The organism is Marinobacter sp. H13, assembly GCF_059072335.1.
Map to the genome: position 1 here is coordinate 732,269 of NZ_JCACRU010000001.1, position 12,263 is coordinate 744,531.

At 58.7% G+C, this 12,263-nt stretch carries 9 protein-coding genes; 3 read left to right on the forward strand and 6 right to left on the reverse strand.

Going from position 1 to position 12,263, the window contains the following annotated elements:
• Positions 1 to 8: 8 nt before the first annotated feature.
• From AC5JQH_RS03445 to AC5JQH_RS03470, 6 genes are all read right to left on the reverse strand, one after another.
• Positions 9 to 3,764 carry a YhdP family phospholipid transporter gene (locus AC5JQH_RS03445; protein WP_493805307.1) on the reverse strand — a complete coding sequence of 1,252 codons (3,756 nt, stop codon included), beginning with the start codon at positions 3,762 to 3,764 and terminating at the stop codon, positions 9 to 11.
• A 40-nt stretch (positions 3,765 to 3,804) separates the two neighbouring features.
• Positions 3,805 to 5,286: a ribonuclease G gene (gene rng, locus AC5JQH_RS03450; RefSeq protein ID WP_053112677.1), complete on the reverse strand. Its 1,482-nt coding sequence runs from the start codon at positions 5,284 to 5,286 to the stop codon at positions 3,805 to 3,807.
• Positions 5,283 to 5,888 (reverse strand): Maf family protein, encoded by a 606-nt coding sequence (locus AC5JQH_RS03455; RefSeq protein ID WP_493805308.1) that lies wholly within the window; start codon positions 5,886 to 5,888, stop codon positions 5,283 to 5,285. Before AC5JQH_RS03455 ends, rng begins: the two co-directional genes overlap by 4 nt.
• Positions 5,889 to 5,890: 2 nt before the next feature.
• Complete coding sequence (gene mreD, locus AC5JQH_RS03460) at positions 5,891 to 6,367, reverse strand: rod shape-determining protein MreD (RefSeq protein ID WP_459425089.1); 477 nt, start codon at positions 6,365 to 6,367, stop codon at positions 5,891 to 5,893.
• The gene (gene mreC / locus AC5JQH_RS03465; RefSeq protein WP_493791427.1) at positions 6,367 to 7,200 is read right to left on the reverse strand and encodes a rod shape-determining protein MreC; all 834 of its coding nucleotides are present in this window, start codon (positions 7,198 to 7,200) and stop codon (positions 6,367 to 6,369) included. Before mreC ends, mreD begins: the two co-directional genes overlap by 1 nt.
• A 92-nt stretch (positions 7,201 to 7,292) precedes the next feature.
• The gene (locus AC5JQH_RS03470; RefSeq protein ID WP_008170134.1) at positions 7,293 to 8,333 is read right to left on the reverse strand and encodes a rod shape-determining protein; all 1,041 of its coding nucleotides are present in this window, start codon (positions 8,331 to 8,333) and stop codon (positions 7,293 to 7,295) included.
• 374 nt (positions 8,334 to 8,707) lie between these two features.
• Here AC5JQH_RS03470 and gatC point away from each other — a divergent pair, with 374 nt between their 5' ends.
• From gatC to gatB, 3 genes are read left to right on the forward strand one after another with little or no spacing between them, the layout of a single operon-like run.
• On the forward strand, positions 8,708 to 8,995 hold the full coding sequence (gene gatC / locus AC5JQH_RS03475; RefSeq protein ID WP_008170132.1) for an Asp-tRNA(Asn)/Glu-tRNA(Gln) amidotransferase subunit GatC: 288 nt from the start codon (positions 8,708 to 8,710) through the stop codon (positions 8,993 to 8,995).
• An 11-nt stretch (positions 8,996 to 9,006) separates the two neighbouring features.
• The gene (gatA, locus tag AC5JQH_RS03480) at positions 9,007 to 10,464 is read left to right on the forward strand and encodes an Asp-tRNA(Asn)/Glu-tRNA(Gln) amidotransferase subunit GatA (RefSeq protein WP_493805309.1); all 1,458 of its coding nucleotides are present in this window, start codon (positions 9,007 to 9,009) and stop codon (positions 10,462 to 10,464) included.
• Between the two features lie 34 nt (positions 10,465 to 10,498).
• Positions 10,499 to 11,950 (forward strand): Asp-tRNA(Asn)/Glu-tRNA(Gln) amidotransferase subunit GatB, encoded by a 1,452-nt coding sequence (gatB, locus tag AC5JQH_RS03485; RefSeq protein ID WP_008170130.1) that lies wholly within the window; start codon positions 10,499 to 10,501, stop codon positions 11,948 to 11,950.
• The last annotated feature ends 313 nt before the right edge of the window (positions 11,951 to 12,263 follow it).

Below are 12,263 nucleotides of genomic sequence, written 5' to 3' on the forward strand. Positions count from 1 at the left end.
CAGAAAAGTTATTCGCCGGTGTCAAAAACCCGTTGCAGATTCACTTCCGGCTCGTCCCATGAGCCGGTCACGCTGTAGGTTGCGCTTGTCAGCCTGCTCAAAGGATCGCCCAGAATCTTGTCCAGCACAAACAAGGCGCCGCCGATCGGCGCACCGGCACCCATGAGCAGCGCCGCCAATGGCAGATTCTGAGTCAGGGGCAACACAACCACAAGCCGCATATCCAGCTCCTCGCTGGCCATATTGGTCGTGCCACTGAGTTTGAAGGCGCCGGATGGGCCCACTATTTGCAGTTCGGGATCCATGGTCAGCAAGCCATTGATGATCTGCGCCTTGCCCGAGATCGCGTCGAATGCCACCCCACGCTCATACAGATCGGAAAAGTCGAGCTTCAACCGGCGCCATAGGGTGTCAGAGTTCAGCAGATTGAACACCCGGAACAGTTGCGCCGTGTTGTTTCGCTCCAGGATCACACCCTCATCCAGCCTTAGACTGACCGAGCCACTGAGCTCCGGTATGGAAAGCTCATCCGGACGGCCGGGCCAGTCCAGATCCAGCTCTATGTTGGTCCCCTCGTTAGTGACCGGCATTTCAGTGTCGAGGAGCTCGTTCAGATCCGCGAGCGCACCCCCGCTGATGGAACCTGTAAACCGGCTGGTTTCCCGGTCTCCGACGATGCTCCAGCTCATGTCGCCCAGCAGTGTCAGGGAATTCAGGCGCCCCTCGATGTCATTTACCTGCAACCGAAAAGGTTCGGGGCGGAGCCGGAAGGCCCACTGTCCCAACGATTCGTCGTTCAGTTGCAGTTCCGCAATCGAGACATCGATATCCGGCCAGTTTCCCATATCCAGCGCGCGGAACGCCTCAAGCTGCTCTTCGAGGGTGAGTAATTCCGGCGAATCCTCAGGGGGTGTTTCACTGCGCACGAGCCGTAACACCTGAAAATCGGCCTTCACCGTGTCGCCATTTTGCGGAATTGTCAGTCGGCCTTCGGCGCGTTGCGAGCTGGTGGTCACCACCCACCGGTCACCAAGATCGAGGGCATTGATATCAATATCGTTCAACACCTGCGGGCCAAGGTGCAGGCGGCCAAGACGCAAATCAAACCCGGTCTCTTTCCATAACAGATCGAACGTTGCGCGGTTTTCCCAGTCGCCCGTAATGCCAAGCCCGCCGGCGGCCGAGGGATTGATGGTTGCCCGCAGCGGTGCTGCCTCATCCGCCGTTTTTGACAGTGGCTCCGGCCAGTCAACCGCCAGCCCCTCAAGAGTGGACCGCACGCGGATGCCCGACGTTGAATCCGATCCCACGTCCAGGTCCGCGGTATAGGTAACATTGCCCTGCAAACCAAAACCCGAACTGGTCTCAAGTCCCGCCTGCTCAAACACCCCGGGCACCGGTAGCGTTCCCGACTGCCGGATGGTAAGGGCATTGCCCGCCCGGGACTTGCTGAAGGCAATGGTTACCGGTTCATCGAAAAATTCGCCAGTCAAAGGGCCACCGGAGAAGCCGTTTTCGCTGTGGTAGGTCAGTTCACCCTGAACCGACCGCCAGGCCAACCCTGCCGAGGGGTAGGAGACGGTGCCTTCCTGTGCGGCAATTTTTGCCTCAACCACGGTTGGCTGCTCCGTCCCCAATGGCAAGTCGACACCAAGGTCCAGCTGATACTCACCACCATATTCAAGCTTCTGGGCCTCTGTGCCTGCCATATCACCCAGGGGGCTATTTTCCATCCAGAACCCGACCGATTCGCCGGGCACCCGTGCCGAGGTATCCACCCTTATCCGTGTGCCTTGATCGGAGGGCTCCACGCGAACCGTCCCGGGATCGAGATCCAGGCCACCGGTCTGACCTGCTTCGAGTCGAACCAGCGTGTCGCCATTGTGAACCCTGACACTGCCCCGGGCACCTGTGACCTCCGGCCAGGCGTCATCGTAGCGGACAGATGCCTGATCGAATTCATAGATCATTGAGGTGACGAAGGAGCCCCGGGGTGCACCAGAACCTATCTGACCATGGCCGAAAAACGTCCCTGAGGTAATATCGGCCTCGAGAATGGCGGTCGTGAGCCAATCGTACAAACCGGGGTTTACCGCCTTAACCGGAACGAAATCTGCCAGCATGTCGGCGTTGCCGTTTTTCACCGACACTTTGAGCCCCAGATTGTCTTCACCCTCTCGATCCATCCTGAGGTCAAAAGCACCGTCCAGTTCGGTGGCCTCGCCGTAACGCATCCGTACGCCATCCGAAAACACACGGGTAATAGCGCCATCCAGCAGCCAGGCCACTTCGCCCTCAAGTACGGGGAATGACCAGGCGCCCCCGAAAAGCTGGGGAAAATCCAGAGAAACGGGCGACTCGCCGGCGGCAATCCGGACATAGCCTCTTTGCCGGTCCAGAGCGATGTCTCCGTTTACAGAGGTAACGCCGGGCGCGCCGCCGTGGGCCCGAACACTAACGTCACGCAACCGGCCGGAAAGCTGAAAGTCTTCCGGGGCGTCCTCGGGGAAGAAGATTCTCAACTGGTCCAGAAAGCCACCGGGCCGATAGTCCTGCAGGGCCCGGAGTGCACGCTCCGGCAATAACGGAAGCCGCGCAGCGAGGCGACGTGTGGGCGCAAGCGGAAGGGCGTCGGCAATGACGGACATGCCTCCCTCCGACGGCGCCAGCCTCAGACTGAAAGGTGAAACCACATCGCCGTCCCAGGTCCACTGGAGCTGCTTCAGATGCCACTCGCCAAGGGCGAAGGCCCCGGATTCGACCACTGTCTCATCGGTCATCACCGTATCGTGGCGACGCCAGCCAAATCTCGCGCGGATGTCTTCCAGTGGCGCCAGGGATTGAGAGCCTACACCCAACTGCAGATAGGGGGTCCGCACCGTACCGGTCACCTGTTGCAGCAAACCGTTGCGGAACGTAAGCCAGGCTTCACCACCAAGATCGAAGCCTTCCACCCGGAGGGATCGCCACTGGTACTCGTCAACCAGTCCGTCGAACAGCCGGCCGGAATCGACGCCAAGGTACAACTGGCCGGTAAAGTCGCCCCGGAAAAAATGCTGGCCCACGAGGGCAAAACTGGCCAGCTGCTGGATAGTACCAGACTGCATGGCACGGCCGGATGCGTGGAACAATCCACGGCGGTAGTCGAGATCCAGCTGGGGGATATCCAGGTGGCGCAGGTTGCCCTGGTTATCCCGGATACCAAGATTGACGCGGGTAATCTTGACGTAAGGATCAGAGAGCCAGTCACCGGCAAGCTCCAGCCACTCCTGCAACTGATTGCTGACCGGTTCCGGTATTTCTGCGCCTCTCACCGCAACATCACCGCCGCGCTCCTGATTCACGGTCAGTTCCAGACCGTCTGCCTGGAAGTCCTCAAAGACAATCCTCAGACGCATCAACGAGGCCAGTGCAGCAAAGCGGATATTCAGATGCTGAAGGTTGGCAACGACAATTCCGGTGTCAGGGTGAGTGACCTGAATGTCGCTGGCCGTAAAGGCGGGGTCGAGCCAGTACCACTGGGATGAAAGGCCACCGATGCTGACATCATGGCCCAGTCGGTCTGACAGCTCACGAGCCAGATCATCGCGAAAGCTGTCCACATTCTGGGTCAGTTGGCGGCCAAGACCGGCGTATAAGGCCAGCAGCACCAGAAGTGTCAGCAGCATCCACCAGATCAGGCTGGCGAGCCGCGCCAAAAGCCGAACCGGAGGGCTCTCGGGCAGGTTCTCCGGAAGCGGCGGTTCGTGGTCAGCGGAGGACATTCAGACCCCTTAACCCGGTAACCGGCGCAGTTTCCCGGCATCAGAGCAGAACAACATCATACTGCTCCTGGCTGTAGAAGGGCTCCACCTGGAAGCGAATGGTCTTGCTGATGAAGGTTTCAAGATCGGCCACGTTATCGGATTCCTCATCCAGCAGGCGATCCACCACGCTCTGGGAGGCCATCACCAGATAGCTCTCGGCATCATAGGCGCGATTAACCCGGAGAATTTCCCGGAAAACCTCATAGCAAACGGTCTCGGTGGTTTTCAGAAAACCCCGTCCATCGCAGATGGGGCAAGGTTCGCAGAGCACCTGACCAAGGCTCTCGGTGGTTCGTTTGCGGGTCATTTCCACCAGGCCCAACTCGGAGACGCCGGTGATCTTGGTCTTGGCGTGATCCCGCTCCAGCATCTTCTCCAGCATCCGGTGGACCTGGCGCTGGTGCTCGGGATCTTCCATGTCGATAAAATCGATGATGATAATGCCGCCCAGGTTTCGCAGGCGCAGCTGACGACTGATGGCCCGAGCCGCTTCCAGGTTGGTCTTGAAGATGGTTTCTTCCAGATTCCGGTGCCCGACGAACGCCCCGGTATTGATATCAATCGTGGTCATGGCTTCGGTCTGGTCGATAATCACATAACCACCGGACTTGAGCTGGACCTTTCGGCTCAGGGCCTTCTGGATTTCGTCCTCGACCGAGTAGAGGTCAAATATAGGGCGCTCGCCCGGGTAGTACTCGACCTTGTCGGCAAATTCCGTAACGAACTCCTCGACAAACTCCATCACCCGCTGATGACTCTCGCGGCTGTCGATACGCACCTTTTCGGTCTGGGGCCGGATCAGGTCACGGATGGTGCGAATGAACAACGGCAGATCCTGATACACAACCGCCGGCGCCTGAACCCGGGCAATTCGCTCGTGTATGGACTGACTTAACCGGTGCAGATAAGCCATGTCGCCAATCAGATCCTCAGGTGATGCCGCTTCCGCGGCCGTCCGGATAATATAGCCGCCCTGAACATCCGGATCCTCGGCGGCGGCCTCCTCAACGAGCGTTTTCAGCCGGGCCCGCTCGGTGTCGTCCTCAATTCGCTGCGAAATACCAACGTGGCTAACGCCTGGCATAAACACCAGATACCGCGACGGAATTGAAAGCTGGGTGGTCAGGCGGGCCCCCTTGGTGCCGATCGGATCCTTGGTAACCTGGACGACCAGTGACTGCCCTTCCCGAAGCAGGCTTCGAATATCGGGAACGGTTTTGGGAATATCGGCGGGCTCATCGCCATTGGACTGACTCGGAACCACATCGGACGCATGAATGAATGCGGCCCGTTCCAGACCAATATCGACGAACGCCGCTTCCATGCCCGGTAGAACGCGCACCACCTTGCCCTTGTAGATGTTGCCGACAATGCCTTTCCTGCTGGTGCGCTCTATATAGGCTTCCTGCAGCATGCCGTTTTCAACCAGGGCCACCCTCGTTTCCACCGGGGTGACGTTGATCAGAATCTCTTCGCTCATAATGTTTGGCTCTCCAGACTGCGCGGCCAGTTTTTCCAGACCGGGTAACCGGCACCAGCCAGCAATGCGGCGGTTTCCTGCAGCGGCAGACCAACCACGGCACTGTAGCTACCCCGGAGCTCATTAACAAAAATACCACCAAGGCCCTGAATTCCATAACTCCCGGCCTTGTCCATGGGTTCGCCGCTGGCCACATAGGCTTCGATCTCGCCTTCCGAAAGCTCCCTGAAACAAACCTCGGTAGTCACCAGGGATGACTGGCAATGCCCTTCGGTGGCAAGTGCCACGGCGGTCATGACCTGATGGGTAGTGCCCGACAGGCGGGTCAGCATCTCCCTCGCCTCCGCTTGGCCAGACGGCTTGCCAAGGATCACGCCATCCAGAACCACGGAGGTATCCGACCCCAGCACCAGACAGTCGGGCGCGGCCTCGGCCACCGCCAGTGCCTTCTCGCGAGCCAGGCGCTCCACATAATGTTCCGGGGTTTCATCGGACTCCGGCGTCTCATCAATGTCTGCCGGTCGAACCGAAAAATTCAGGCCGATTTGCTGCAACAGCTCCGCCCGGCGTGGCGAGGCCGAAGCGAGAATGATTGATGGCATGGCTAACCCAGTTTGCGGTTTATGTTGTCCAGCAGAATACAGAATACCGGCCACACCAGCGCACTAGTCAGGGCCGGCCAGAGATAGCTGAAACCGGCGTCATCGGCGCCCAGCAACTGCTTCACGAAATGCACCAGCATCTGATTGATACCCAGCAACAGGAACACCATCAGGCACTGCTGGGGCATCGGATACATACGCAAGCGTTGATGAATGGTGAGTACCAGAAAGGCAATCAGTGCCATGGCCATGGCGTTAACGCCAAGGGGTGTAGCTTCCAGCACATCCAGCAGCAGGCCAAGACACCAGGCCAGCACGATGCCGAACTGGGCGGGAGCCCGGAACGTCCAGTAGAAAACCACCAGCCCCAGCCACTCGGGTCGGAACTCGAACCAGCCAACAGGGAACAGGGAAATACTGAACACCAGGGCAACCACCACAGAGAGTACAAAGACCGGATAACTGATTACCGATAACATCAGTCCTGCCCTCCCACGGTGTTTTCTTCGCCAGCGTTGGCAGCGGACTCGCCCTCATCGGTCTCGGCCTCTGCCAGAGAGGCGTTCTCAGGCGGGAAAACCACCAGCACCAGACGGCTCTGGTTCAGCTGCGCCTTGGGTGTGGCTTCGATAGACACGAAAGGTTCGCCCGGCTCCTTGGAAATGCGGCTGACCTCGGCGACCGGATAGCCCCTCGGAAAACGGCCACCAAGACCGGAACTGACGAGCAGGTCGCCCTCGCGAATATCCGCCGTATCCGGCACATGAACGAGATCCAGGGTATCCGTATCGCCGGTACCCAGCAGGATGGCGCGCAAACCGTTACGCACAACCTCCACCGGAACGGCGTGGCTGCTGTCGGAGACGAGCAAGACGCGGGAGGTAATCTGGCTGCTCTGCACCACCTGGCCCATCAGACCATGGGCGTCCAGAATGGCCTGGCCCGGCGACAAGCCGTCACTGCGCCCTTTGTTGATAATAATTTCGTGGGAAAAGGGATCCGGGGAGACACCGACCACCTCGCCAACGATGACGCGGTCATCCAATACTTCTGATGAGTTCATCAGGCGGCGCAGCTCGTTGTTCTCGGAAGCAAGCGCGGCGTATTTCAGGGCGCGACGCTCGAGGATCAGCAAACGAGCCCGGAGATCTTCATTCTCTTCCTGAAGATCCTGTTTATTTTCAAACAGCCCGGCGAACCAGTCGGAAAATTCGTAGGGCGCATTCCCCAGCCAGTACACGGGTGCCAGACCGGTTGCAATGGTACTTCGCACCGTTGAGAGCTTGTCGAAACGCGCATCGGCAACCACCAGGGCTGCCGATACGAGAAGAACAATGAGGAGTCTGAAGCCGGGAACAGGCCCCTGGACAAAGATGGTTTTAATGGCGAGCCCTCCCCACAGGATTATCCCTCCTGGGAGAACATTCCGATGCCACCCCGGTCAATCACTTCCAGCGCCTTGCCGCCACCACGGGCCACACAGGTCAGCGGGTCTTCAGCGATAATCACCGGCAGGCCGGTTTCCTCGCTGATCAGTTTGTCCAGCCCGCGCAGCAGTGCGCCGCCGCCGGTCAGAACAATACCGCGCTCGGCAATGTCGGACGCCAGCTCGGGCGGAGACTGTTCCAGAGCACTCTTGACGGTCTGAACGATCTGCGCCAGGGATTCCTGCAGCGCGTCGAGAATCTCTTCGCTGTTGAGGGTAAATGCCCGGGGCACACCTTCGGCGAGGTTGCGACCGCGCACATCGATCTCGCGGATTTCGAGGCCTTCGTATGCGCAACCGATTTCGTGCTTGATACGCTCGGCGGTGGAGTCACCGATCAGGCTGCCGTAGTTGCGGCGCACGTAGGTAACGATGGCTTCATCGAATTTGTCACCGCCAACCCGCACAGACTCGGCGTAGACGATGCCGTTCAGGGAGATAATGGCGATTTCGGTGGTACCACCACCAATGTCCACGATCATGGAGCCGCTGGCTTCTTCAACCGGCAGACCGGCGCCGATAGCGGCTGCCATGGGTTCTTCAATAAGGAAGACTTCCCGGGCACCAGCACCGAGGGCGGATTCGCGAATGGCTTTGCGCTCTACCTGGGTGGACTTGCTGGGAACACACACCAGCACTCTCGGGCTCGGGGTAATGAAGCTGTTCTCATGCACCTTATGAATAAAGTGCTGGAGCATTTTTTCGGTTACCACAAAATCTGCAATCACGCCGTCTTTCATGGGGCGGATAGCGGTGATGTTGCCCGGTGTACGGCCGAGCATGCGCTTGGCTTCAGCGCCGACAGCGGCAACCATTTTCTGAGAGTTGTTGGTGCGAATGGCCACTACCGAGGGCTCGTTCAGCACGATTCCGCGCTCACGCACGTAGATCAGGGTGTTGGCGGTGCCCAGGTCGATGGACAGATCGCTGGAGAAGATGCCTCGGAGTCTTTTTATCAACATTCGTGTAGTTTCAACCTGAGAGTTGCAGTCGCAAAGAAAAGATGCGGCAACTTTAGCAGTGAGCACCCCTGCAGGCAAGGCGCTAACGGGCCTCAAGCCTTACGGTTCACACATTTACCTTATGGGCTGGGGCCTCCCGCCATTGTTCGAATCTGTTACCATGGTCCACCTGATTTTCCGGCTTCGGTGTAGGGCCGCTCGGAGATCCCTTTTCAAAACACGCTACGAGCACGTCCATGTGCGCTTGTTTCGGGCCATCCTTGGCCCTCTACAGTTTTGAAAAGGGATCTCCGAACGTCCCCGCAGTTCAGAGCGGCCCTCTTTTTTCAAAACATTTATTAATGACATTTCATTTATCTGGGAGGCAATGCGTGACCATTTCCCGTGAGGACATTGAGAAAGTCGCTGTGCTCGCCCGCATTCGTGTGGATGACGAGCAGGTTTCGGCTCTGGAGAAGGATCTGGGCAACATCCTGGATCTGGTGGATCAGTTGGGTGCTGCCGACACCGATTCGGTTGAGCCCATGGCCCATCCGCTGAATGCAGTGCAGCGCCTGCGCGCTGACGAGGTAACCGAGACCAATCAGCGGGAAGCGTTCCAGGCGATTGCCCCGGCAACCGAGAACGGGCTTTATCTGGTTCCCCGAGTGATCGAGTGAAAGGACACGTCATGCATAACAAATCCGTAGCAGAGCTTTCCCGGGAACTGGAAAGCGGCAAGATTTCCAGTGTAGAGCTGACCCAGGAGTTCCTCGACCGCATCAAGCGGGAAGACTCGAAGTACAACAGCTTTATCACCGTGACCGAAGAGCAGGCGCTGGCCGATGCCCGCGTGGCGGATGACCAGCGTGCGGCGGGGAATGCGACGCCCTGGACGGGGATCCCGTTTGCGCACAAGGACATTTTCTGTACCAACGGCGTTCGGACCACTTGCGGTTCGAAGATGTTGGAGAACTTTGTTCCGCCTTATGATGCCACCGTTACGGCGAATTTCCGCCAGGCCGGTGCGGTGTGCCTGGGCAAAACCAACATGGATGAGTTCGCCATGGGGTCGTCCAACGAGAACAGTTATTTTGGCGCAGTGACCAACCCTTGGGGCCTGAGTGAAGGTAATAAGCGGGTGCCGGGCGGTTCATCGGGAGGGTCCGCTGCGGCGGTTGCCGCTCGGCTGATTCCGGCAGCTACCGCCACGGATACTGGCGGCTCGATCCGTCAGCCAGCGGCACTGTGTGGTGTTACTGGCCTGAAGCCCACTTATGGCCGGGTGTCCCGGTACGGGATGATTGCCTTTGCGTCTAGTCTCGACCAGGGCGGCACCATGGCTCGCACAGCGGAAGACAATGCGCTGATGCTGAATGTGATGGCAGGTTTTGATCCGAAGGACTCGACGTCTATTGACCGCGAGGTGCCGGATTACACCGCCACGCTGAACGAGCCCCTTAAAGGTTTAAGAATCGGCCTGCCCCGGGAGTATTTCAGCGATCAGCTAAGCCCGGCGATGGAGCAGCAGGTTCGCAACGCAGTAAAGGAATACGAGAAACTGGGCGCCACGGTTAAAGAGGTATCGCTGCCAAACGCGAAGCTCGCGATTGCTGCCTACTATGTAATTGCTCCAGCAGAGGCGTCCGCCAACCTGTCCCGTTTTGACGGGGTTCGCTATGGCTACCGCTGCGAGGATCCCAAGGATCTGATGGATCTATACACCCGCTCCCGCGCGAAGGGTTTTGGTGAAGAGGTGAAACGTCGGATTCTCGTGGGCACCTACGCTCTCTCTGCCGGCTATTTCGATGCCTATTATCTCAAAGCCCAGAAGGTGAGGCGGCTGATCCAGCAGGATTTCATCAATGCCTTCAAGGAAGTGGATGTGCTGATGAGCCCCACCACGCCCTCGCCGGCATTTATTCAGGGTGAAAAAACCAGCGATCCTGTGACCATGTACCTGGAAGACGTATTCACCATCGCCATCAACCTGGCGGGTGTACCGGCCATGTCGGTACCGGCCGGTTTCGTGGACGGTCTCCCGGTGGGTCTTCAGATAATCGGGGATTATTTCTCCGAGGCGCGTCTGCTGAACGCCGCCCATCAGTTCCAGCAGGTGACCGACTGGCACCAGCGTGAACCGCAATAAGCCCGGGACAGGCCCCTTACAGGAGAGAGCAACTATGCAGTGGGACATTGTGATCGGGCTGGAAATTCACGTTCAGCTCGCCACCAAGACCAAGATTTTTTCCGGCTCCAGCACCTCTTACGGCGCCGAGCCCAACACCCAGGCCAACGCGGTTGACCTGGCCATGCCCGGCACTCTGCCGGTGCCTAATGAGCAGGCGTTCCGCTATGCGGTGATGTTTGGCCTGGCCGTGAACGCCCAGATCGAGCGCCGTTCGGTATTCGAGCGGAAGAACTACTTTTACCCGGACCTGCCCAAGGGCTACCAGACCACCCAGCTGGAGCGCCCGATTGTCGGCCCCGGTTTCGTGGACATTGATCTGCCGAACGGTGAGACCAAGCGCGTTCGCATTCACCACGCCCACCTGGAAGAGGATGCCGGCAAATCCCTGCATGAGGATTTCCACGGCATGACCGGCGTGGATCTCAACCGGGCCGGCACACCGCTCATTGAGGTGGTCACCGAACCGGATATGAACAACGCGGAAGAAGCCGTCGCCTTCGCGAAGAAGCTGCACAGCATCGTGACATCCCTGGGCATCTGCGACGGCGACATGTCCCAAGGCTCCATGCGTTTCGACGTGAATATTTCGTTGAAACCGAAGGGGTCCGACACTCTGGGCACACGTACCGAAACCAAGAACCTGAACTCGTTCCGGTTCATGGAGCAGGCCATTGCCCACGAAGTTGAGCGGCAAATGGACGTTCTGGAAGACGGCGGCAGCATCGTGCAGGAAACCCGCCTGTATAACGGCGACCGTGACGAATCCCGCTCCATGCGCACCAAGGAAGAAGCCAACGACTACCGCTACTTCCCCTGCCCGGACCTGCTGCCGGTAGAAATCGATGATTCCTTCATTGAAGAAGCCCGCAACAGTCTCCCGGAACTGCCGGACGCCCGCAAAGTCCGCTTTATGGACCATTACGGCCTGAACGACTACGACGCCAGCCTGCTCAGCGGCGACTCAAAACTGGCCACGTTCTTTGAAGAAGCGGCCAGCCAGGGCAAAGACGCAAAGCTGGTCGCCAACTGGATCCAGGGCGAATTCTCTGCGCGCCTGAATGCAGAGGAGAAATCGGTTGCCGATTCGCCCATCAGCGGTGCTCAGCTGGGCGATCTGGTGGTACGGATTGCCGACAATACGATTTCATCCGCCGGCGCAAAGAAGGTGTTCGAGGCGCTGTGGTCCGGTGAGAACGACAGCGTTGACGCCATCATCGATGCCAAGGGGCTGAAGCAGGTGTCTGACACCGGCGCCCTGGAAGCCATGGTAGACGAGGTTCTGGCGGGCATGCCGGATCAGGTGGCGCAGTATCAGAACGAGGAAGACCCGAAGAAGCGCAAGAAGATGCTTGGGGGTTTCATGGGGCCTCTGATGAAGGCCTCCAAAGGTCAGGGGAATCCCAAGCTGTTTAATGAGATTCTTGTTCGCAAGCTTGGGGGGTGACCCTTTTGGCTTGGGTCGTGGTTTCTGACTGCGGCCCTAGCCTGCTAGCTTGGGGGGACTGCCATGGTGGGTAGAGCCTCCCAAAAAACGCCCGTGAATACATCCCTGTAGGGCTTCGTCGCGCCATCCCTGGCGCTCCAGATTTTTGGGAGGCTCTACCCACCACGGCACTCGAGCTGGCGGCGTGCCCTCGCGAAGACAGGCCATCAAAACAAAATGATAGGTCGGATTACGGCTTCACCTGATCCGACCTACTGACCTTGTTTATCCGGCCCGATTGCTCCCTATCCCTGAAGATTCTGAGGCCTTGGCG

Bases quoted from the DNA above. Each gene is read 5' to 3' on its own strand.
- gatA (WP_493805309.1), top strand. From the start codon at position 9,007: ATGCATAACAAATCCGTAGCAGAGCTTTCCCGGGAACTGGAAAGCGGC.
- mreD (WP_459425089.1), bottom strand. From the start codon at position 6,367: ATGTTATCGGTAATCAGTTATCCGGTCTTTGTACTCTCTGTGGTGGTT.
- gatB (WP_008170130.1), top strand. From the start codon at position 10,499: ATGCAGTGGGACATTGTGATCGGGCTGGAAATTCACGTTCAGCTCGCC.
- rng (WP_053112677.1), bottom strand. From the start codon at position 5,286: ATGAGCGAAGAGATTCTGATCAACGTCACCCCGGTGGAAACGAGGGTG.
- AC5JQH_RS03445 (WP_493805307.1), bottom strand. From the start codon at position 3,764: ATGTCCTCCGCTGACCACGAACCGCCGCTTCCGGAGAACCTGCCCGAG.
- AC5JQH_RS03455 (WP_493805308.1), bottom strand. From the start codon at position 5,888: ATGCCATCAATCATTCTCGCTTCGGCCTCGCCACGCCGGGCGGAGCTG.